Source organism: Anabaena sp. UHCC 0451 (assembly GCF_034931405.1).
Classification (GTDB): domain Bacteria; phylum Cyanobacteriota; class Cyanobacteriia; order Cyanobacteriales; family Nostocaceae; genus RDYJ01.
The window spans coordinates 21,760-45,116 of the sequence record NZ_JAYGHA010000013.1 but is presented as its reverse complement, the minus strand read 5'-3'; the positions used below and the strand labels follow the sequence as shown (position 1 = coordinate 45,116).

Below are 23,357 nucleotides of genomic sequence, written 5' to 3'. Positions count from 1 at the left end.
TAAGTTTTATAAAAACTAAAGTCTAATCATAGTAGTAGTTACAGCTTTTTTCTAATCAGCTGTAGGAATGATATCTTAATATTATGATATTAAAATTCATCATGTAAAATTTTAGTTAGGGAGATTAGGAAAACTTGGAAAGTCATAAAGAAAAAATCCTGGTAGTAGACGACGAAGCCAGCATTCGCCGGATTTTGGAAACGCGCCTTTCCATGATTGGCTACGATGTAGTAACTGCTGGTGATGGAGAAGAAGCTTTAGAAACTTTTCGTAAAGCTGAACCGGACCTGGTAGTTTTGGATGTGATGATGCCAAAGCTAGATGGCTATGGTGTTTGTCAAGAATTACGTAAAGAATCTGACGTTCCCATAATCATGCTAACAGCTTTGGGGGACGTAGCCGATCGCATCACTGGCTTAGAACTGGGTGCAGATGACTATGTAGTTAAACCATTCTCCCCTAAAGAATTAGAAGCGCGAATTCGCTCGGTTTTACGCAGGGTAGATAAAACTGGTGCGACTGGTATTCCTAGTTCTGGAGTAATTCATGTCGGAAATATCAGAATTGATACAAATAAGCGCCAAGTTTACAAAGGTGATGAACGTATCCGCTTAACTGGGATGGAATTTAGCTTATTAGAATTATTAGTAAGTCGTTCTGGAGAGGCTTTTTCCCGTTCAGAAATTTTACAAGAAGTTTGGGGTTACACACCAGAACGCCACGTAGATACTCGCGTGGTAGACGTGCATATTTCCCGTTTACGGGCAAAATTAGAAGATGATCCCAGTAACCCAGAACTGATACTTACTGCTAGAGGTACTGGTTATCTTTTTCAACGCATCCTTGAACCGGGAGAGGAGTAAGAAGCAGGGGATTGGGGACTGGTGACTGGGGATTGGGGATTGGGGATTGGGTAAGAGTTTTCCAAATGACTAATGACTAATAACTAATGTCTAAATCTGATCCTAATCGAGTTTTAAGGCGTTTACCCCTAGTAGTTGGGGGTTTAGGTGCTGTACTTTTGTTAATGAATCGGTTGTTAACACCAGAACTGACAAATTCTCAAGCACGGGGGGATGTGTTGGGAGTAATTTTGAGTGCAGTGTTAATTTTAACGGGTTTAATTTGGCAACAAGTACAGCCAAAAACCCCTGATACAGTAGAACTAATTGGAGAGGAAGGTTTTGTCTTAGCACCAGATTTACCAGAAACCGTGAAAACAGAATTAGCTTGGGCATCGCATTTATTATTAACTAATACAGTCACGCGATCGCTCATAGTTTATTACCAAGGTAAAGTTTTGTTACGTCGCGGTATTCTGGCTTCTAAATCGGAAGTTACACCAGGAGCGATATTAAAGCGGGTATTGGAAACTCAAAAAGCAGTTTATTTAGTTGCTTTGTATGTGTATCCCGGCAAAATTGAATTTGATTATTTACCAGAAAACACACAAGGGGTAATTTGTCAACCAATTGGTAAAGAAGGAGTCTTGATTTTAGGCGCAAATGCTCCCCGTAGTTATACTAAACAAGACGAAAACTGGATTGCGGGGATTGCTGATAAATTAGCTGTAACGCTTGGTAATTGGTAATTGGTGATAAAGTTCCTGTTTTCATCCTGTTCATACTTTGATCCTGGACATCCTGATTCAGACAATAATTATGCAAATTATTTACTGGTTATTAATAGCTGTAATGCTCGTGGGTGTAATTGGTGCAGTAGTTCCCGCTATTCCTGGTAGTAGCTTAATATTAGGAGCTATTATTCTTTGGGGAATTGTTAATGGTTCTGTCGCAGTTATTAAAATACCTCTGATTGTTACAGGTATTGTTCTACTTCTGAGTATGGCAGTGGATTTTTTAGCTGGTTACATAGGAGCAAAAAAAGCCGGTGCGAGTAAATGGGGACAAATTGGCGCATTTGTCGGGTTATTCCTGGGATTTTTCGGTTTATTGCCAGCATTACCCTTTGGTGGTCCATTGTTGGGAATGTTAATAGGTCCACTTTTAGGGGCAATTATTGGTGAGTTTCTGTATCAACGAGATTTAGGTAAAGCAGTGAAAGCTGGAATAGGAATTACAGTAGGAACGCTGGTAGGGAATTTTATTCAGGGTTTATTAGCAGTAGGTGCAGTGGTAGTTTTTCTATGGACTACATGGCCACAGGTATATGGTGGGTAGTATTTTCACCACAAGTTAGGATGTCAAGGTCTATTGTCTTCATGATAACTTTAAAGAACGAGGAATACTGTTACAACTCGGATAAATAAAAAAAATCAAAACCATGGAAAAGCTTAGAATGTAAGCATTTAGTCGATATTTAACCGATACAATTGACGTATTCAGCTAGAATTACCCTTGACAAAATTTACCAAATATCAAAGAAATAACTAAATACTTGATGAAGATTCCATCAAGATGCTTCAGTAGATATTGCCAGTAACCGACCGACTATGTAATTATTCTAGTGTAGGGAACACACAAGGAACTCAAGCAAACTGCTACAGTATCCTCACCGTGTTAACACAGCAATCCTAATCTATTTTTTAAACGAAAACACAAATCAACCTCAACTCAGGTAAAATCGCTTATTTATGGAATTGCTACACAAGTTATAGGATTGCTGCCCACTAAAGCAAGTAACTATTTTTTCACAAACTTTTCATAGGAGCTAAAGACTACAATGTTTAACTTCAAATCTCAACTTTTAGGCGCTGCTGTTCTTGCTACTGGTTTAATTGCTTCTGCTGGTTCTGCTCAAGCGTGGACTGGTAAATTCTCATTTGATGGAGATGGAACTACAGCTGCTATAAACAACGCAGGTTTCAACTTTACTGCTCCAAATAGAATCGAACTAGGACTGAAAACTGGTGATTTTGCTGGTGATGCAGGTGGAGATATTTTTGACACCATATTTGCTTCATTACCTCCAGTGTTTATCAATATTGATGGTGTTGGTAAGGAACTTACTGTAAGCAGCTTTACAAATCCTGTTTTTAGTGCAATATCAGGTGGAGTAGACATTAGCTTTAACTTCAAAGGTATGTTTGAGGACGGAAGCAATGCGATAGGAAACATTGACTTCACTACTTTCGATTTCACAAACGCAGGAGTAGCGCAAACCGCTTATAATGATGGCACCAGTATTAACTCAGTATTCAAAGGTGTGGTAGTAGCTTCTGTTCCCGAACCTACCACAATGTTAGGTTTAGGCTTAGTAGCTGCTGGTATGACCGTAGCTCGTCGTCGCAAACTTGTAAAAGCATAAATTGAAAGACTGCTTTTAACATCAAAATCTTAAATATAGACCTGGTGGGAATGCAAAATTATCCCAACCCGGTCATTTTTTATGTGTAGCTATTCAGTTTTGCACAACCATAATTTATCAAAGATATCATTCCAAATAAAGATGTAATTTCAGAGCAGCATTAACTAATTCCATTAATTCTGTACTCAAACTACCTACAGCATCTCCTAAAATCCTTTGTTTAGAAATAGTACGTACTTGCTGGGCTTGAACTTTAGAAGGTTTAGATAGACCACTATCTTCTGGCTGTAGCAAAACCTCAAAAGGATAAACACGGCTAACATTAGAAGTAATAGGTAAAATTGTAACTACATTAGCAGCATTATTATTAGCATCATTACTGGCTATTAACACCGGACGGCGTTTATCCATTTCTGATCCTATTGCGGGACTCAGGTTAGCAAAGTAAATTTCACCACGTTTCATTTGTCAAGCCATCCCCTGCGGTTAATTCCCACTCTGGGTCAATTTCTGCTGATGCTTCTTTATATGCTTGTTCTAATTCTTGAAATCGCAATAAATCTAACGCTAATTCAATTACTTGAGAGCGAGATTTACACCCTTTGGTAATTTTGTAGTTCTCAATAAAGTGTACTAAAGAAGCTGGTAAGGAAATTGATATTTTTTCCGTTTGCATGGTATTACCAACAGGTAATCTTTTATTTCTTACTTTAATGTAGCACCAAACCTCAGATCCCCGACCTCTAACATCAATTCAGAATTGATAGAGAGGATAAAAAAAAGAAGTCGGGGATCTAATATCTATTTCAATGCTGCTTTCGCTTCTTTTGCAACTGCTTCTATTTCATCATTAACCAAAGTCTCTAAAATAGATTTAGCTTCCGCACCGCCTAAATTACCTAAAGCTTGGACAACTCTGTAACGCACTTGCCAATCTGGGTTAGTCGCATAAGGAGTTAACAGAGGAACTGCTTGCACATCTCCTAATTCACCCAGGGAACTAATAGCCGCAGTTTGCACTAAACCATTATCTGAAGTAAGTGCTTCTTTGAGTAGTTCTAAACCCCGTGAATCTCCCAATGCTCCCAAAGTGGCGATAATACTGAATTGTACGAGCCATTCTGGGGTTCGATGGTAAAGTTGCTCTAAATCTGCAAAAGCTGCGTGTAATTTCAGCGCACCTAAACAATCTGCTGCTGCTGCTTGTACATCCGCTTCAGGATCATTAAGTAGTTCCCGTAGTACCTGCAAGGATAAATCTAAATCCTGTTCTCCCAATGTATCCATTTGACTGACAGCAGAATAACGGACACGGGAATTTTTATCACCAATAGCGATTTGTACTAATTCTAAGGCGGTTTTGGGTTCTAGTTCGCGAATTTGATTGACTGCACGTAGGCGATCGCCTAAATTTTCCGAACTCAGTAATTCTTGCACCGATTCAGCAGAAATACTCATTTAATTATCCTATGTTATTATTGGTTTCAACTTCAGGCGTGGCGAATAGAATATGGCTTTGCCTCCCGTAAGGGATACGCTGCTATACAAACAAAGTCCACCTGCGTGGACTAACGTAAAATCAAAGATTTGAAACCCACACAGGTGGGTTTTGCCTGTGTAGACGCGGTTTCTAACCGCTTTTGTTTGTCACCTGTCACCTCATCTTCTACTCAGCAGCCATAGCGCGAATAATATCACCACGAGTTAGAATCCCAATCACTTTACCTGTACTATCTAACACTGGGAGACGATGAACTTTATGTTCTTGGATTGTTTTTGCAGCTTCTTTCAGGGGTTTATCAGGAGTAATAGTCAGAGGGTTTTTACTCATAACTTCCCCTACGGTTTGTCCTAAAGCCTTATGTAAATCCCGGTCATAGGTGGCAGGGTTTTGTAAATAAATAACACTATCCAAAAACATGATGTAAGCTGGAGGAGTAACGCCTGTTTCCTGCCACATCAAGTCAGTTTCTGATATAATTCCTACCAATTTACCTGTATCATCAATTACGGGTAAACCGCTAATTCGCTTTTCTGCTAAGATTTGGATGGCTTCTTTTAAAGGAGTTTGAGGACGAACGAGGATAGGGTCATGGCTCATTACGTCTGCAACGGTTTTAGACATTTTTTTACTTACACCTTTTATAAAAGTCTTTTTAATTATTGTAGAAAATTATGGGTAACAAATAAATATTGTTAATAGATTGTTACTTTTGATTTTAAAATAAAATTTGAACAGCTTGAAAACATCTGAATTTAAAAAGTTAGAATTTTTTTTATTTTTGGATTGACATAAGAGGTATATAAACTTATTCTGATTAAAATATTTAAGATAGAGAAATCAGCAGTTATATAAAAAATATTTAATTTAAAAATTACAATATAAATTTGATTTTTCTAGCAGCATATAAACACATACCTAAAAAAATCAACCCCTCACGAACATGGGAAATATTAGATTTTCCATAGCTTCTTTCTTGATACCTGACAGGTACTTCAACAATGTGTAAATTTTACTTTATTATATAAATCCTGTAAAGAAATTTCAAAAGGTACAGTTACAAGAGATATATTTTCATCTTCTTCATCGTACTCACACAAATTCCATCTTTTCTTGCCAGTTTTAGAAAATTGTTCTACATGAATGCGGTTTTGGTCAATTAATAAATATTCTTGGAAATTGGAAATTGTTCTGTAAGCTGCAAATTTATCTTCTCTGTCATAACCTTTGGTAGATTTAGATAAAACTTCAATAATTACCTGGGGATTTGTAATTGTATCTGTGCGATTATTGAAAAATTCTGGTTCATCTGCAATAATCATCACATCGGGATAAGTGTATATTAGTCGTTGAGGTATCCACAAACGTATATCACCCATAAAAACTTCGTAATTTTTATCTCTAAAGGCAAAATTTAGCCCAGAACTTAGATTTAAAGAGATGCGGTTGTGATTTATAGATGCACCAGTCATCGGAATAATTTCTCCTTCAATGTATTCGCTTTTGTAGTCAGCAGTTGCTTCTAATTCTAGGTATTCCTCTGGGGTGTAATATTGCTTGTCTGTGAGTTGCATATTTTTGATGAGAAAGCTATTGATATTAATTTAGCATATTAGTAATAGTTATGGCTTAACTAGGTTGCAGATTAATTTTCTAATGTTTCCAGTCTGTTGCATCAGATATGCAACCAAAGTATGGTATTTATTAATTACATTATCAAGGTAAAAATTTTAGCCAGTAGATGATGGTAATATATACCTTGCTTCTATTAGTAGAAAATTTAACAGGCTAGAAATTATAAGATTTATGATGATAACTGCAAACAAGACTTTATTAAAGTTAGTTAAACATAAGTTTGATAGGATTTTCAACTATCTGCGATCGCAAATTCCCAGTTATTTATTTATTGGCATTATATTCGCTGTAGTGGTCAGATTAGTTTGTGTTCCTAATAAATCAGTAGATTATAAATATTTTTTAGATCCTTGGTATGATTTTATTGTTGCTAATGGTGGATTTAGTGCCTTTAAATATAACTTTTATGATTATACACCTTCCTATCTTTACTGGTTGTTAATTGCTGCTACCTTACTATCTGGAGTTCCTAAGATATTAGGAATTAAACTTTTTGCCATGACAGTTGATTTTATTTGTGCATTTTTCACTTATAAAATTGTCAAACTTAAATATCCTACAGGGAGAATGGCGAATTGGGCATTTTTAGCAGTTATATTAAGTCCCACAGTGATTTACAATAGCTCCCTTTGGGGACAATGTGACGTTATTTATACTACAGGATTAATAACCTGTGTTTACTTTTTATCTATTCATAAACAAATTCCTGCATTAACCAGTTTTGGTATAGCAATTTCCTTTAAATTGCAAGCCATGTTTTTAGCACCTTTATTATTAATTTTATTGGTAAAAAAACGCATAACATGGTATTATTTACCCGTAGTTCCTCTAATTTATTTAATTGCTATGTTACCAGCGTGGATTGCTGGTAGACCTATAAAAGAATTAATATTTGTGTATTTTGATCAAGCCAATAAATATAAGGAACTAGCTAAAAACGTACCTAACCTTTATCAATGGATTCCTAATGAATTTTATAATATTGTTGTACCTATAGGGTTACTATTAACTGTAGCTACTATATTTTTATTAGCCTACCTTGTCTACAGAAGTAAACTAGAAATAACTCAAGATAGGCTGATATATTTAGCTACAATATCTGTATTTTTCATGCCATACATCTTGCCTAAAATGCACGAAAGATATTTTTATCCGACCGATATTTTATCTATTATTTTTGCTTTTTATTTTCCTCAATATCGGTGGGTAGCCATATCAGTACAATTAGCATCATTTTTTAGCTATTTAGGCACTGATATATATATCAAAATCTTTTCTATACCTTTAGGTTTTACATTGTGGTTTATTGTGAAAAACTGTGATTTGATATTTCCGAAGTTTCAATCTAATTTATCCTTGAATAGTAATAATAAAATCTAGCGTGGAAAATTACCATTACAAAAATTATCATCTAGCAGCAATTGTAGGTATTAGTAGCTTAATATTACTAATATCTAGTATTATCAGACATGAATTATTTAATTCATCTGGAGATTTGGCATTTTTTGATCAATGTGTTTATTTAATCAGTCAAGGTAAAAATCCTATTTCTTCTGTACTTGGTTTTCATGCTTTAGCTGATCATGCTGCTTGGATTTTATATTTTATTGCTTTATTATATAAAATTTATCCTACTGTTTATTGGCTGTTTGTCGTTCAGTCTTTAGCATTAGCTTCAGGTGCTATACCCACATATTTTTTAGCACTACAAGCAGGTTTGAAAGAAAGTCAAGCAACAGCAATGGTAGCGGTTTATCTATTATATCCTGTAGTTTATAACAGCAATTTATGTGATTTTCACCCAGATACTCTTGCTGTACCTGCACTGTTAACAGCAGTTTTAGCTGCAAGAAATAAAAAAATAGTTTGGTTCTGTGCAAGTTTTTTAGTAGTGTTGGGATGCAAAGCTGTACTTTCCTTAACAATAGCAGCTATGGGGGTTTGGTTGCTATTGTTTGAGAACAGACGGTTATATGGTTTAATTGCTATCATAAGTGGTGTCGCATGGTTTTTAATTGCCAACAAAATCATTATTCCTGTTTTTGGTAATGAAACAGCATTACTTAACCGTCATCTTTATCGCTATAGTTATTTAGGAAACTCATTTTCCGATATATTAAATATTTTTATTTCCCAGCCAACACAGATTTTTCAAAATATCTTTTCAACAATCAATTTAGAATATATTATTTTCTTAGTATTGCCTGTTATTTGGGGGTTAAAACATCAATATATTTCTCCTTTATTATCCGCAATTCCTTGTTTAGCCCTAAATATCCTTTCTGACCATCCTTCACAGAAAAATTTAGTTCTACATTATTCTTTACCAATAATTCCTTTTCTAATATTAATTTTAATTGCTAGTTTAAACGCTGGTAAAGCATGGGTAAAACAACCAAGGCTAATTATTTTATGGTCTTTAATTTGTTTTTTAATGTTAGGCAAATGGGGTTTCTTTTTCTCCAAATATATTAAATTTGCGGATAATTTACCAGCTACTCAGGAAGCAATATCTTTAATTTCAACTAAAGATAGTGTTCTCACTACGGATATTATTAGCCCACATTTAACCCATAGAGAATTAATTACGTTTAAATATAATATTCAAGAGATAAATAACTTTCATTATATTTTACTTAATGTTCGTCATCCTGGTTGGGCTGCAACTGTCGACGATTATCAGAATTTAGTTAACCAATTAAAAAACAATTCAAAATTTAAGTTAAAATATCAAAAAGAAGATGTATTTTTATTTATTAAACAGTGAATTATGAAATAATTTTCCAGCCTTTTACTTCTCCCAAAACCTCACTTCCAGATAAATCTATTTTGTCAAGACTATCATTATCAACCAACAAATAAGCTCCTTTATTTAACATTTCCTGCAAACCCTCTACAGGAACAGCAATAACTTTACAATCACAATAAAAATCTAAACTAGGACGATTATAATCAAAAGAAGTATAAATTGTAGTTCCTGCTGTAATATGCTGACGAATTAATGCTGCTACTGGTTGCACAGGAAAAGCTTCATTTAACTCCCATATCCAAGAATTTGAAAGCATTAATAGTGATAAAACTAAATACATTCCAGTAAATAACACAGGAATAAATTGACGGTTATGATGATTTATTAACCATGATATTATACCCATAGTCATTGCTAAAACAAAACTCATAATAACTAAAATTGGCTGTTTATCAAATATACTAAAATAAACACAACCCCCTAAACCAACAAATATTAAAAAAGCAAAAAATCCTATCAAAAATTTACTTTTAAACTTTCCTTCTTGCCAAAGAGAACTTAAATTAGCCCCAATTGCTAAAGCTAAAAATGGATATACAGGCATAACATACCAGGGCAGTTTCGTACTCATGAAAGAAACTATAGCAAAATAAACAATTGCGCCAACAAGCACCAAAGAACCCCAAGCCCTATCACGGTTTTTCCAACTTAAATATAAACCTCCAGGTAGAAACAACAACCAGGGAAAACAATATTTTATTAACTCCAGTACATAATACCAAATAGGACCAGTATTACCTTCAACTGCTGTCCCTAGTCTATCAAAAGCTTGGGATTGAAAATGCACATCTAAGAAAGTATTACCATAATGTTGCCATTGAGCAAAATACCAGCCAATAGAAGGTAAATTTCCTAAAAGCATTCCTATCCATAAATATGGATTTTTTAACAGAGATAATTGTTTATTAGCAATAATAAATAAACCTGCTATTCCTGCCAAAACTACCACTAACATTCCCTTAGTTAGAGTAATTAAACCCAAACAGAACCCTATACCAAGAGCATATTTTTTATCATCACGGGCTTTGATAACACAAAATAACAATAATAGAAAAAATGAAATACTCATACCATCTAACATTGCCAGTCTACCATGACGCACCACAGGCAATAATGTTAAATAAACCAAGGCAGAAAATAAAGCTGGTAAAGTTTCTGAAAAAACCAAACGTCCAATTAAGTAAAGTAAAGGTACTCCTAAAGCTGTTAAAAATGCTGCTGGAAATCTGGTAGTAAATTCTTGCACTCCTCCTATTTGATAGCAAACAGCTATTAACCATTGCATCAAAGGTGGTTTTAATAAAAAAGGATCTCCTTGTATAGTAGGATAAAACCAGTTGCCAGTTCGGTAAATTTCTCTAGCGACTATTGCATAAGTTCCTTCATCCCAGTCTCTTAAAGGTAAATTACCCAAACCTATCAGCCATAAAAACAGAGATGCTACCAATAAAGCTAATAACCATTCTTTTTCTTTGAATGGACGCATTTTGTAAATCTGGATCATATTTTAAAAAAAAGTTAATTATTATCCCTAAGTCTATTTATTTTTATACATAAAAATTATAAAAATTACTAGGATCAGCAATGATTTTGTAAGCGAGAGATGAAAGTTTTGAATCATTTGTCACCCACAAAATAAAAGCATGGGTATCAAGTAATACTTTCATTCTGAATATCTAGGGGATTAAGAAAATCTTTCAAAATATCTTCTGGTAGAGGTGCATTAAAATCAGGATCAATAACCACTTTACCACGATCTAAACCTGGTATTCGCGCTAATGGTTGTTGAGAGAAAGGTACAATACGAGCAACAGGAGTACCAGCTTGGGAAATAACTACTTCTTCTCCTGACAAAACGCGATGCAGTAATTGTCTAAAATCACTTAGATTGTCGGGAAATTCTACGCTATACATGGGTATAATTAAATAATGAGCATAAATTAATGTCTGTTCTTTAGCCTTTCCTCTAATTTTACTAGATTTTAAATTTATTTTTTTGATTTTCTGTCAACTATGATTACCACTGATTTATCAAATCAAAATATTGTGATCATACTCATCAATAATTTTCCATCACATCAATAATAACTGTGAACCAGCCCATCTACTCCCTAGTTATTCCCATCTACAACGAAGAAGAAAACATCACAGAAATGTATAGCCGTTTAACTAATGTCATGGAACAATTAGACGGTGAAACTGAACTGATTTTAATTGATGATGGTAGCCGAGATCGCTCTTTGAGTATGATCCGCGAATTACACCATCATGATAGTCGAATCCGTTACCTAAGTCTAGCCAGAAATTTTGGTCATCAAATTGCCGTCACCGCAGGTTTAAACTTTGTCCAAGGTAAAAGTATCATCGTCATGGATGCTGACTTACAGGACCCACCAGAGTTAATTTTAACAATGATTGACAAATGGCATGAAGGATACCAGGTAGTTTATGCCCAGCGCAAGTCCCGTCAAAAAGAAAATTGGTTCAAACGCTTAACAGCATATCTTTTTTATCGCATTCTCAAACGGTTGGCTAAAGTTGACATCCCTGTGGATACAGGAGACTTCTGTTTAATGGATAGACAGGTAGTAGATATCCTCAATGCTATGCCAGAACGTAACCGTTACATTCGTGGTTTACGTGCTTGGGTAGGTTTTCGACAAACATCGGTACTTTTTGAACGCAGTCCCCGTTATGCTGGAGATGTAAAATATACCTTTGGTAAATCTTTATCCTTAGCAATTGATGGTATTATTTCTTTTTCCACAGTTCCTTTAAGACTGGCAACCTATTTAGGTATCATATCAGCCACTATCGCCTTAATTATGATATTGTTAGTGCTTTATTGGCGAATATTTGCACCAGTATCTCCCTTAATAGGCTACACATTAATTACAATTGCTATGTTTTTCTTAGGTTCAGTGCAGTTAATTTGTATTGGCATTTTAGGTGAATATATTGGTCGAATTTACGAGGAAGTTAAAGGCCGTCCTCTTTACACACTCAAGGAAACTGGAGGTTATGCAAAAAATTGATATCCTCAAATCCCTAACTTTTTTAAGCAATGATTATTTTGTTGTTTATTTAAAAAATCATCATTAAAATACTCAGGTAATATCAGTGTCACCACCAGAATTTAGTTTACTATTAATATCAGTTCTCACCAGCGTTGCTGGACAATTCTTCTTAAAAACAGGAGCAATGAAATTAGGGAAAGTTGATGCAGGTAACTTTCTGAATCTCATCCTCAACATGATCACCATCCCAGAACTTTTATTAGGACTAACCTGTTATGGTATTGGTGCAGTAGCATACATATTACTACTAACCAGAGTAAATCTTAGTGTTGCTGCTCCTGCTGTATCAGTTGGTTATATATTTTCCGTATTATTGGGGTACTTTATTTTAAAAGAACCTATACCTATGATCCGTTTTGTGGGATTAGGTTTTATTGTCACAGGAGTAATATTAGTAGTGTGGCGCAAATAAAATCAAAATATAGCAGATTGCAGATCAATGAGGTACAGAATCTACAGAATCTCAACTGAAACCTATACACCAAGCAGTTTTTCTCCTGACTCCTGACTCCTGAATTCTGCTGTAACAATGATTTATACAGAAGTATCTATCTTAACAAATAACTCAGCCTCAATCATGGGAAACTATCATCAGTTATTTTTTATCAATCTATTCGATATGCTTCTAAAAACAACAAAATCCAGATACAGACTTAATTTTATCTTTAAAAAAAGACTGGAATATAAGCACTTAAATATACATGAATAGTATTGTTACTGATAGTTTGTGCCGTTATTTTGTGGTAGATACTCTATTGCTAAAGTCTGGTATGTGAAATAATCATTAACTTATTATCAAACGATGTTGACAAAAGTACAAAAGTCATAGATTCCTTACTTACGGGGGTAACTGAATGGTAAAAGCCAAGGTTTGAGGCAAATATGTATAATTTATCTTCTTAAATTTCGGAATTTCTGTAATGTTGCATCGCACTTTTGATGATTTACAGTAAATAACTGATTATCTAAATAGTTGGACAAAATGTGTTATAACCTACCGTCAGAAACCTGAGCGACGGTTCAACCCTTGAAGGAGCTATGTAGTGGAAAACAAAAAGTCATTTTTTTGGCCGCAGGGAATATTAATTGTATTGTTGTGCTTAACTGGTACGGTGGGCATTGGTATAATGATGCTCGTTAAGCCAAATTCCTCTGAGGCTCAAAATCGTCAAAGTATCAGCAACAATGAGATTGCTGTTAATATCGGAACTCAGGAGCGGATTGAGCAATTCAAGTCAGCAATGCTCACTACTTGGCAGCAAGAAGCACAAGCAAAAGGGATTATTACTGATGTACCATCACGCTTTCAAGGAGTAACAATTAAGGCGGTTACACTTTCTCCCCAACAGAAAGTAATTGCACTCACTTTTGATGATGGTCCTTGGCCGAAAAGCACCGTCCAAGTTCTAGATATCCTCCAAAAAAATAATATTAAAGGTACATTTTTTGTTGTTGGACAAAATGTAAAAAATTATCCTGATTTAACTAGACGCATAGTTACTGAAGGTCATTCTATTGCTAATCATACTTGGCATCACTGGTATCATCACATGAACCCACAAGTTGCAGCCTATGAAGTTGCCAATACTTCAGATATTATTTTTAAGACTACAGGTGTAAAAACTGGTTTGTTTCGTCCACCAGGTGGCATTATGAGCAATGGAGTAGTCGCCTACGCTAAAAATAATAAGTATGCAATTATTATGTGGTCTGCTGACTCTGTAGACTATTCTCGTCCTACTGTACCAAAATTAATTAACAATATATTCAATTCCGCAAAACCTGGTGGCATTGTGTTAATGCACGACGGTGGAGGCGATCGCACCCGCACGGTCCAAGCTTTACCAGAAATTATCAGTAGATTCCGCAAAAAAGGCTATAAGTTTGTCACAATTCCAGAAATGCTAGAAATGCAAGACAAACACCAACAGTTAGTTGCTAATAAGAAGTAGTTAGGAGTCAGGAGTCGTAGGGGCGAAGCATTCGGAAAATAGCCTTGGACAAAAATTGATAATTGGTCGCCCGAATGCTGATGCTTCCAGCACGCTTCGCGAACGCCCGTACAGGAGTCAGGAGAAAGAATTAATTTTTTCCCTATTACCTCTTAACTGTCCCCAGTCACCAGTCCCCTGTCCCCAGTCACCAGTCACCTAACTACACTGAACTTAACTGTTTACCTGCTTTCTCAGCTTCCGCATTAGCTTCTGGACTATCAGCTTCTGAAGGTGGGACAACTTGCCAGAACTTAGGTAAATACTCTGACCAATTCTGTAAAATTAGCTGCGCTTTTGGTGAACCTGTGCGATCGCTATGAGCTTTAATCAACTCATACAATTGTTTCGCACCAGCTTCTGTTACTACTCGCTGAATATTGACAATAGCCTTATTCACCAACTCAGGGAAAGCACCATCTTCATCTAAGAAGTAACCTAACCCCCCAGTCATCCCAGCGCCAACGTTGCGGCCGACTTTACCCAGCACCACAACCACACCACCAGTCATATACTCGCAGCAATGATCACCAGCGCCTTCAATAACCGCTGTACCTTTAGAATTCCGCACAGCAAAGCGTTCTCCGGCTAAACCGTTGGCAAATAACACCCCACCAGTCGCACCATAAAGACAGGTATTGCCAACAATGACATTTTGTGCAGGGTCATAGTTAGCTTCTGACGGGGGTTTAATAATAATCTCCCCACCGTGCATCCCCTTACCTACATAGTCGTTAGCTTCTCCTGTCAAAGTCAGAGTTAAACCGGGTAAGTTAAACGCCCCAAAGCTTTGACCTACGCTACCTTGGAAATTCAGGTTTATTTGTCCTTCAAAGCCACTATCACCGTATTGAGAAGCAATAGCACCTGCTAATCTTGATCCCACTGTTCTATCAGTGTTGACAACCTTAAAGGTTTTGGTGACAGTAGATTGATTTTTGATGGTTGCTTGAATTTCCCCATCCGCTAAAAACTGATCATCTAAAACTGGTCCATTGCTGTGAACTTGTTCATGTACCAACCAGCTACGGTTTGATTTTGCATCTGGTAACTTAGTTAAACAATCTAAATTGATAGATTGCGTTTTTGTTAGCTTCACATCAGAACTCATAGTTAACAGATCCGCTCTACCAGTCAACTCGCTTAAAGAACGATAACCCAGTTTTGCTAACAAACTCCGCACTTCTTCCGCGATGAAATAGAAGAAGTTAACAACATGATCAGGAATACCTGTGAAGCGTAGACGCAGTTCTTCTTTCTGAGTCGCTACACCCTTGGGACAGGTGTTTAAATGACACACCCGTGCCATAATACAGCCTTCTGCAATCATGGCGATAGAACCGAAACCGAACTCTTCAGCGCCCATTAAAGCAGCAATGAGGACATCCCAGCCACTCTTTAAACCGCCATCAACTCTTAAAACCACGCGATCGCGCAAACCATTATCCATCAACACCCGATGCACTTCACTCAATCCGAGTTCCCACGGACTGCCAGCGTGTTTAATAGAACTCAAAGGAGATGCACCAGTACCGCCATCATGGCCGGAAATTTGGATAATATCAGCATTCGCTTTGGCTACACCAGCCGCAATTGTGCCAATACCGATTTCTGCTACTAACTTCACAGAAACCTGTGCTTTGGGGTTAATTTGATGCAGGTCAAAAATTAACTGCGCCAAATCTTCAATCGAGTAAATATCATGGTGAGGTGGGGGAGAAATCAAAGTTACACCGGGTTTAGAACGGCGCAACATGGCGATATAAGGACTAACCTTGGGACCTGGTAACTGTCCACCTTCACCGGGTTTTGCACCTTGAGCAATTTTGATTTCGATTTGTTTGGCGCTGGCTAAATATCCCGGTGTGACACCAAAACGACCGGAAGCGACTTGTTTGATGGCGCTGGAAGCGGTGTCACCATTTTTCAAACCGTTCAAATGTGGCAGAGTGGGTGAATGTCCATTTTCGTCAATATCATTTAATATATTGTAACGAACCGGATCTTCTCCACCTTCCCCAGAATTAGATTTACCACCAATGCGGTTCATGGCGATCGCTAAAGTTTCATGTGCTTCCCTGGAAAGCGCACCTAAAGACATTCCCCCAGTACAGAAGCGTTTCGCAATCTCGCTGACTGATTCTACCTCTTCAATAGGTATAGATGGGCGATCGCCTACAAAATCCAATAAATCTCTTAAAGCCGTTGCTGGTCTACCTTGCAGATGCTGTTTATAAACTTCATAATGGTCATAATGCTTACCATCAACAGCTTTATGCAGCGATTTAACCAGTTCCGGGCTATTGCTATGATATTCACCACCGGGACGGTATTGGACAAATCCCAAATTTTCCAACTTCTTCGCTGACAGTTCTGGGAAAGCCTTACTGTGGAAAGAAAGCACTTCTTGAGCCAGTTCAGCACAACTTAAACCACCGATGCGGGAAGTAGTTCCCCGGAAAGCTAAATTCAACAAATCGCCACCAATACCGATAGCTTCAAAGATTTGCGCCGCTTGATAGCTAGAAAGCAGCGAAATTCCCATTTTTGAGAGAATTTTCAACAAACCTGATTCTACAGCTTGACGATAATTAGCGATCGCCTGATCCAGAGTAATGTTATTCAGTTTACCCCGTTCTCTAAACTGTTGGGTTTTTGCATCAGCCCACCAATCTCGCACCGTATCCAAAGCCATATAAGGGCAAACCGCACCCGCACCATAACCCAACAAACACGCAAAATGGTGTGTACTCCAACATTGGGCGGTGTGAACAACTAAAGAAGTTTTCATCCGCACACCTTCGCGGATCAAATAGTGATGCACCGCACCCACAGCCAACAAAGGCGGAATATAACTATATTCATCACTTATACCCGCTTCCTTGCCCCCCTTTTCAAGGGGGGTTGGGGGGATCTTATCAGTGTTTTCAAGGGGGGTTGGGGCAATCTTATCACTCAAAATCAGAATCTTCGCACCAGCCCGTACTGACTCCGCTGCTTGTTTTTGTAAAGCTTCCACAGCAGCTTTCAAACCATCAGGACCAGCAGCAATAGAAAACAGAGTTGATAACTCAGCAGTTGCAAAACCTGATAATTGGATAGCTTCTAACTCAGAATCAGTTAAAATCGGCGAATCTAGCTTTAATCTTCTCGCGTGTTCTGCTTTTGGTTCTAATAAATTACCCCTTTCTCCCAATTCCACCGTTAAAGACATTACCAATTTTTCCCGTAACGGATCAATGGGTGGGTTTGTTACCTGAGCAAAACGTTGTTTGAAATAGTTATAAAGTAGATGGGGTTTTTCTGACAACACCGCCAAAGGAATATCATCACCCATACAGAAAGTCGGTTCAGCACCAGCGTTAGCCATCGACTGAATGATCATTTCTACATCTTCACTGGTGTAACCAAAAGCAATCTGTTGTTGCAGTAAAGTTTGTTTATCTACTGTGTTAGTGGTTAGTTGTCCGTTGTCAGTGGGATGATGACCGTTACCATTGACAGCTGTAGATTTTACTAACTGTTTCAGTTCTTGGCGGTACTCTTGCAACCAATCGCCGTAAGGATGTAAATTAGCAATACGCTGTTTAATGTCCCAGTTCTTCAAAATTTCATTGCTGCTTAAATCTACAGCAATCATTTGTCCTGGTCCTAATCTGCCTTTTTCCAGAATATTTGCTTCTGGGAAATCAACTACACCCGCTTCAGATCCAACTACAATATAGTCATCTTTGGTAATTACATAACGCGCCGGTCTTAAACCATTCCGGTCTAAAGTCGCACCAACTCTTTTACCATCACTAAATACCAACAGCGCCGGACCATCCCAAGCTTCTTGTAAACCGCTGTAATATTCGTAAAAATCAACAATTTCAGGATAATCTTTTAAAGAAGGTTGATTTTTGTAAGCCTCTGGAACCATCATCATTAAAGCTTCCAAAGGGCTACGTCCTGAACGCACTAGCAATTCTAGCACGTTATCAAGGGTAGCTGAATCGCTACTGTCTGTATTTACTAGGGGTTTAAATTCTTCAGCGCGACCATTCCAAATTGGATGATCTAAGGTAGCTTCTCTGGCCATCATCCAGTTAATGTTACCCAACAGAGTGTTAATTTCTCCATTGTGACCCAATAGCCGCATCGGTTGAGCTAAAGGCCATTTAGGCATCGTATTGGTACTAAAGCGACGATGGTAAACAGCAAAGGCACATTTAAAAGCTGGGTTTTTTAAATCCTGGTAAAATTCTCCCAACACCGCCGATCGCACCATACCTTTATAAACAATTGTGCGGCTGGATAGGGAGCAGACATAAAATTCTTCGGAAATATTTTTCGCAGCTTTGACAATGCGACGACGGGTAAGATACAGTTCCCGTTCTAATTCATCACCGCTTTTATCAGCCGAACTCAGAAAAATTTGTTCTATTTGTGGTTGGTTTTCTTTTGCTTGTATTCCTAAAACTTCTGGACGCACGGGGACTACTCGCCAGCCCAGTACAGTCAAATTTTCCTCGGCGGCCACTTGTTCACATAAGGCCTTTGTTTTTTTGGCTGATTCCTGGTCTTGGGGTAAGAATATCATTCCTACGGCCATGTTACCAGTATCGGAAACATTGATCCCTTCTTGTTGCAACAAATCCCAAGGAATTGCCGTCAAAATCCCTGCACCATCTCCAGAGTCTTGGTCTGCGCTGCATCCTCCTCTGTGTTCTAAACAAGTCAGAGCAGTTAAAGCCTTGTCCAAAATTTCATGGTTAGCTCGATTTTGGCGATGGGCGATAAACCCTACACCACAAGCGTCTCGTTCTTCTACTAACCATCTTTGTCCTGGATAAGTTTCCGTAATTTCTACATTTGACATTGTGATGTTTTGACCCTGATTTAATGATTGATGATTCATATTCTATTCCTGAAGTTATCCTGAAAATTATTGAGTTACGAATTCTGCACTGTTGCTACTGCTAGGGAAAAAATCTCAATTTAGCGATCGCGAAATACATAATCACGAAAAATTAGGGAAAAAAAATTTTAACTTAGGGTTTACATTTTGGCTCACCCGTGTTAAAATATCATCGCTATTTTTTAAGTGTTTATGCACTGCACTATTAGAAAAAGTATCTTTATCTGGACAATTTGCTTTCCCTGACATTACGTTTATTTAGATGATGAAGCTAAGTATTTTTCAATCCCCTTTTAGCCAGATCAAGGGTATTTATCAGGATAACCTACCTCGGTGTGCCTGACATTCAGTTTAAACTGAAAACTCCACTGTCTCTAAAACTGCAATTATCTTATTGCAGCAACAAATACAGAGTATTCAACTATATAACCATTTGACGATTCCTAAACTATAGCTGTTGTCTATATTTTCTCTGGTTGTTAATTGCCACCTGTCTGGTAGGCAATCAAAACTTACTAAAACCACAACAGCATCTGCCAATGACTTATGTCAAGCTGCGCTATCGGTGATGATGGAATATTTTAATTTTGGTTTAAACACCAAGACTACTATTATAGCGTGTTTGTAAAAATGTGTTATTTAAAACAATTAGCCTTAGTAGTTTTGGCGGGAAAATTGCTTGCCAGTTTTTACAGGATATAAATAGCCAAGGTATATAATATCATCTTTAATGAAAAATAACAGCATATTTTTTTAAGATTTCCTCATAATTGGTCAGATATCCTCTAAGGTGGTAACTTTAGTTCAAAGGTCAGGGAACAAGGTACTGGGTATTGCGGACTGGGGAGAGAGAGGACGGGGAGTAGGGGAATATTAATAACCTAATTACTAATGACAACTGACAAAAATGCCAATGATCATCATTAACAAGCGGCGGTTTTTCCGCTATTCTGTGTCGTCAATACTTTCGACAGCATTTTGCTTGACTGCTACCTATGCTACTAACGCCAAACAGTCTCCGACAAATCCTCAAACTCACCCCAGAGTGGTTTCTCAATTACCAACACCATCATCAGGTACTCAAATTACCCTGAATGGTCGGACTTTAACAGGTGCTTGGATACAACAACAGGGAACATCGGGTACAGTCATCACACATCTGAGTGATGGGGCAATCAGGCAGTTGATAGGGGTAAATTTATTAAATACCAGCAATCCTGAATTACAACCAGTAGAATGGTTTTCTTCCACACCATCACCAACCCTCAAAGCCAAACTGTTGAGAGGATATCGTTATTTAGATATTTCTAGTTTTGCTCAAACCAGTGGCTGGCAAATGCAAGCAAATGGTAATACATTAGTAATTTCTACACCACCAGCAAAAATCAATAATATTCGTCAGGGAAAACAAACTTGGGGCGATCGCCTTGTTATTGATTTAGATAGTCCCACGCCCTGGAAAATTACACAAGGTCAACCGATAAAAAGACCCGTAAACCCAAACACCCCAACTTCCCAACCCCCTGCACCACCAAATAGAGAGTGGATCATCACCCTAGATAGTACAGCTGATAATGGTTTAATTCAACTATATACGCCTCAACTACCGATAACACCACCAGACCAGTCAAAACAATTACCCTTAGCACCAAAACCAGAAGCACTGATTCAAAAAGTAGAGATGGTCAGTAACCAAACTAATATTAGTTTGAGTGTTCCCTTTGGTTCATCTCCCCGCATTACAACCCTTGCTAACCCAAATCGCTTAGTTATTGATATTCGACCTGATGCTTTAGTAGCACGGGATATTACGTGGTCTCAGGGATTACGCTGGCAACAAAGATTTATAAATTCAGGTACAGAAAGCTTTCCCGTCGTTTGGCTAGAAATTAACCCTCGGATGGTTGGGTTAACATTAAAACCAATGTTAGCAAATCCAGAAAGTCAAACAGGTATTTCCCCTTTAATACAAACAGCACAACGTTATTTAGCCGTAGCAGGAATTAACGGAGGTTATTTTAACCGTAATAACAGATTACCTTTAGGGGCAGTCCGGCGGGATAATCAGTGGATGTCAGGACCTATTCTCAACCGGGGTGCGATCGCCTGGAATAATAATGGAGAATTTTATTTTGGCCGTCTCACCTTAAACGAAACCTTAAACAGCACCAATAACCAACCCTTGCCAATTTTATTCCTAAATAGCGGCTATGTACAAAATGGCATTGCCCGTTATACACCAACTTGGGGTTCTACTTACACACCCCTCACAGATAACGAAATCATCCTCATCGTCCAAAAAGACCAAATTACCAACCAGTTACCAGGTGGTAAAGTAGGTGTAACTCCTGTTCCCATTCCTCAAAACGGCTACCTCCTCACCTTGCGCGGTACTGCTACCACCAACGCCGCCAAATTACCTATTGGCACAAAAGTTAGTATCTCCAGTTCCACCACTCCTGCTGATTTTAGCCGTTATCCCCACATAATCGGCGCAGGTCCGCTTTTAGTCCAAAATCGGCAAATTGTCCTTGATGCCAAAGATGAGAAATTTAGTAATGCTTTCATCACCGAAAGAGCCGTTCGCAGCGCCATCTGCACCACCACCACAGGTAATTTAATGATTGCTGCTGTACATAACCGTGCTGGAGGACCAGGACCCAATTTAGCTGAACACGCTCAATTAATGCAGCTTATGGGTTGCGTAAATGCCCTGAATTTGGACGGTGGCAGTTCTACGAGTTTATACTTGGGAGGGCAATTACTCGACCGTTCCCCCAATACAGCCGCCCGTGTCCATAATGGTATCGGTATTTTTCTTGACCCAAGATAATCTGTAGATTCAACACTCAAATGCAATATTAAAAAACATTGTTGAAAAATATTGTTTCCAATTTTGCATTTTTGATTTTGCCAAAGACTAATTTTTCCATCCTTACTGAAAGTTGAGAACAAGCTGGCATTTTATTTAATGAAGAGTTAGTGTAGACCCAAGACTTTTACTAGTGGTAGGTTAAGCCATGACATTTTATTTTGCTATTCTTAGCAAAGTGAAATTAATCTGCTAATTTTACCGTTAGTAATACCAATCACAATTTTTCACTAAATATTAAGAATAATAACTTTTTGTATGTTCCCAAATGAGGTATCTATGGCTCAATTAACAGAAACTGTCTCTAATAATACTCTCACCCTCAGCGCCGCTATTAATAACAAAGGAGTGGCTGCCGGCGAACTACGCCCTTGGGGTTCTTTTACAGTTTTAGAAGAAGGAAGAGGTTACAAAATTAAACGCATCGAAGTTAAACCAGGCCACCGTCTCAGTCTACAAATGCACCACCATCGTAGTGAACACTGGATAGTCGTCTCCGGTACTGCTAAAGTAGTTTGTGGCGAAAGCGAAGTTTTGCTCAGTAATAATCAGTCTACCTATGTACCCCAATGTACTGTTCACCGTTTAGAGAATCCTGGTGTAATTCCCTTGATTTTGATTGAAGTCCAAAATGGCGAATACTTGGGCGAAGATGATATTATTCGCTACCAAGATGACTATGCTCGTAGTGATAAGTGACTGGGGAATTTAGAATGAAGAATGAAGAATGAGCATTGGTAAAAATCTTTTCTTCCCCTGCCTCCCCTGACTCCTGACTCCTAAATTCTTCATTCTAAATTCTAAATTCTAAATTCTCCTGAATCCTGACTCCTGTAATATTAAAGATGGATTTTCTGATTGCTACCAAAATTCCATGATTCATTTGAGTCCAGCAGCCACGAACGAGATCGGGCGCTTAAAATCCAAACAGCAGCCAAATATCTTGTTTCGCTTACGGGTAAAACCAGGTGGCTGTTCAGGTTGGTTATATGATATTTCCTTTGATGAAGTAGTCAAAGTTGAAGATCAGGTTTTTGATGTTAATACTACCCAGCTAGTCATCGACAAAGAAAGCATCAAATATATCAACGGTTTGACTTTAGACTATTCAGAGGATCTTATGGGTGGAGGTTTTCGCTTCTACAACCCCATAGCAACGTCTACCTGTAGTTGTGGTAATTCTTTTTCTATTTCATAGGGAACAGGGAACAGGGAACAGAAAGCAAAAGGCAAAAGGCAAAAGGCAAAAGGCAAAAGGCAAAAGGCAAAAGATAAATATTCTACCCCTACCTCCCCTGACTCCTG

At 37.7% G+C, this 23,357-nt stretch carries 20 protein-coding genes; 12 read left to right on the top strand and 8 right to left on the bottom strand.

Translation table 11 applies throughout. From position 1 onward, the window contains the following. Positions 1 to 134 precede the first annotated feature (134 nt). The 4 genes from rpaB (at position 135) to VB694_RS10760 (ending at position 3,267) form a co-directional block, all read left to right on the top strand. Complete coding sequence (rpaB, locus tag VB694_RS10775; RefSeq protein WP_323360317.1) at positions 135 to 863, top strand: response regulator transcription factor RpaB; 729 nt, start codon at positions 135 to 137, stop codon at positions 861 to 863. An 86-nt stretch (positions 864 to 949) separates the two neighbouring features. Further along, positions 950 to 1,591 carry a cofactor assembly of complex C subunit B gene (locus VB694_RS10770; RefSeq protein ID WP_323360316.1) on the top strand — a complete coding sequence of 214 codons (642 nt, stop codon included), beginning with the start codon at positions 950 to 952 and terminating at the stop codon, positions 1,589 to 1,591. Between the two features lie 70 nt (positions 1,592 to 1,661). Beyond that, on the top strand, positions 1,662 to 2,180 hold the full coding sequence (locus VB694_RS10765) for a DUF456 domain-containing protein (protein ID WP_323360315.1): 519 nt from the start codon (positions 1,662 to 1,664) through the stop codon (positions 2,178 to 2,180). 502 nt (positions 2,181 to 2,682) lie between these two features. After that, positions 2,683 to 3,267, top strand: a complete 585-nt coding sequence (locus tag VB694_RS10760; RefSeq protein ID WP_323360314.1) for a PEP-CTERM sorting domain-containing protein — start codon at positions 2,683 to 2,685, stop codon at positions 3,265 to 3,267. 126 nt (positions 3,268 to 3,393) lie between these two features. Here VB694_RS10760 and VB694_RS10755 read toward each other — a convergent pair whose 3' ends face one another. From VB694_RS10755 to VB694_RS10735, 5 genes are all read right to left on the bottom strand, one after another. Beyond that, a complete protein-coding gene (locus VB694_RS10755) occupies positions 3,394 to 3,732 on the bottom strand; it encodes a type II toxin-antitoxin system PemK/MazF family toxin (protein WP_323360313.1) in 339 nt (112 codons plus the stop codon). Beyond that, a complete protein-coding gene (locus VB694_RS10750) occupies positions 3,719 to 3,943 on the bottom strand; it encodes a CopG family transcriptional regulator (RefSeq protein WP_323360312.1) in 225 nt (74 codons plus the stop codon). Before VB694_RS10750 ends, VB694_RS10755 begins: the two co-directional genes overlap by 14 nt. 125 nt (positions 3,944 to 4,068) lie before the next feature. Continuing rightward, entirely contained in the window at positions 4,069 to 4,725 is a 657-nt protein-coding gene (gene nblB / locus VB694_RS10745) for a phycobilisome degradation protein NblB (RefSeq protein ID WP_323360311.1), read from the bottom strand. A 208-nt stretch (positions 4,726 to 4,933) separates the two neighbouring features. After that, positions 4,934 to 5,392 (bottom strand): CBS domain-containing protein, encoded by a 459-nt coding sequence (locus VB694_RS10740; protein WP_323360310.1) that lies wholly within the window; start codon positions 5,390 to 5,392, stop codon positions 4,934 to 4,936. A 371-nt stretch (positions 5,393 to 5,763) separates the two neighbouring features. Next, positions 5,764 to 6,342, bottom strand: a complete 579-nt coding sequence (locus VB694_RS10735; protein ID WP_323360309.1) for a Uma2 family endonuclease — start codon at positions 6,340 to 6,342, stop codon at positions 5,764 to 5,766. A gap of 232 nt (positions 6,343 to 6,574) precedes the next feature. On the opposite strand from VB694_RS10735, the gene VB694_RS10730 reads away from it, so the two are divergent. Both VB694_RS10730 and VB694_RS10725 read left to right on the top strand, forming a co-directional pair. Further along, positions 6,575 to 7,783, top strand: coding sequence for a hypothetical protein (locus VB694_RS10730; RefSeq protein WP_323360308.1), 1,209 nt, complete (start codon positions 6,575 to 6,577; stop codon positions 7,781 to 7,783). Position 7,784: 1 nt separating this feature from the next. Beyond that, entirely contained in the window at positions 7,785 to 9,170 is a 1,386-nt protein-coding gene (locus tag VB694_RS10725; RefSeq protein WP_323360307.1) for a DUF2079 domain-containing protein, read from the top strand. 1 nt (position 9,171) lies between these two features. On the opposite strand, the gene VB694_RS10720 is transcribed toward VB694_RS10725, so the two are convergent. Together VB694_RS10720 and VB694_RS10715 are read right to left on the bottom strand one after the other, a co-directional pair. Then, positions 9,172 to 10,698 (bottom strand): glycosyltransferase family 39 protein, encoded by a 1,527-nt coding sequence (locus VB694_RS10720; protein ID WP_323360306.1) that lies wholly within the window; start codon positions 10,696 to 10,698, stop codon positions 9,172 to 9,174. 164 nt (positions 10,699 to 10,862) lie between these two features. Then, entirely contained in the window at positions 10,863 to 11,126 is a 264-nt protein-coding gene (locus tag VB694_RS10715; RefSeq protein ID WP_323360305.1) for a type II toxin-antitoxin system Phd/YefM family antitoxin, read from the bottom strand. A 176-nt stretch (positions 11,127 to 11,302) separates the two neighbouring features. On the opposite strand from VB694_RS10715, the gene VB694_RS10710 reads away from it, so the two are divergent. The 3 genes from VB694_RS10710 to VB694_RS10700 all read left to right on the top strand — a co-directional run bounded on the left by VB694_RS10710 (position 11,303) and on the right by VB694_RS10700 (position 14,241). Next, on the top strand, positions 11,303 to 12,247 hold the full coding sequence (locus VB694_RS10710; protein WP_323360304.1) for a glycosyltransferase family 2 protein: 945 nt from the start codon (positions 11,303 to 11,305) through the stop codon (positions 12,245 to 12,247). A gap of 85 nt (positions 12,248 to 12,332) precedes the next feature. After that, positions 12,333 to 12,701 (top strand): EamA family transporter, encoded by a 369-nt coding sequence (locus VB694_RS10705; RefSeq protein ID WP_323360303.1) that lies wholly within the window; start codon positions 12,333 to 12,335, stop codon positions 12,699 to 12,701. A gap of 631 nt (positions 12,702 to 13,332) precedes the next feature. Further along, complete coding sequence (locus tag VB694_RS10700; protein ID WP_323360302.1) at positions 13,333 to 14,241, top strand: polysaccharide deacetylase family protein; 909 nt, start codon at positions 13,333 to 13,335, stop codon at positions 14,239 to 14,241. A gap of 202 nt (positions 14,242 to 14,443) precedes the next feature. On the opposite strand, the gene gltB is transcribed toward VB694_RS10700, so the two are convergent. Then, positions 14,444 to 19,180, bottom strand: a complete 4,737-nt coding sequence (gltB, locus tag VB694_RS10695) for a glutamate synthase large subunit (RefSeq protein ID WP_323360301.1) — start codon at positions 19,178 to 19,180, stop codon at positions 14,444 to 14,446. A gap of 907 nt (positions 19,181 to 20,087) precedes the next feature. Between gltB and VB694_RS10690 the strand changes: the two genes are divergently transcribed. The 3 genes from VB694_RS10690 to VB694_RS10680 all read left to right on the top strand — a co-directional run bounded on the left by VB694_RS10690 (position 20,088) and on the right by VB694_RS10680 (position 23,250). After that, positions 20,088 to 22,013 carry a phosphodiester glycosidase family protein gene (locus VB694_RS10690; RefSeq protein WP_323360300.1) on the top strand — a complete coding sequence of 642 codons (1,926 nt, stop codon included), beginning with the start codon at positions 20,088 to 20,090 and terminating at the stop codon, positions 22,011 to 22,013. Between the two features lie 318 nt (positions 22,014 to 22,331). Further along, a complete protein-coding gene (locus tag VB694_RS10685) occupies positions 22,332 to 22,751 on the top strand; it encodes a phosphomannose isomerase type II C-terminal cupin domain (protein ID WP_323360299.1) in 420 nt (139 codons plus the stop codon). Between the two features lie 175 nt (positions 22,752 to 22,926). Beyond that, positions 22,927 to 23,250 carry an iron-sulfur cluster assembly accessory protein gene (locus VB694_RS10680; RefSeq protein WP_323360298.1) on the top strand — a complete coding sequence of 108 codons (324 nt, stop codon included), beginning with the start codon at positions 22,927 to 22,929 and terminating at the stop codon, positions 23,248 to 23,250. The last annotated feature ends 107 nt before the right edge of the window (positions 23,251 to 23,357 follow it).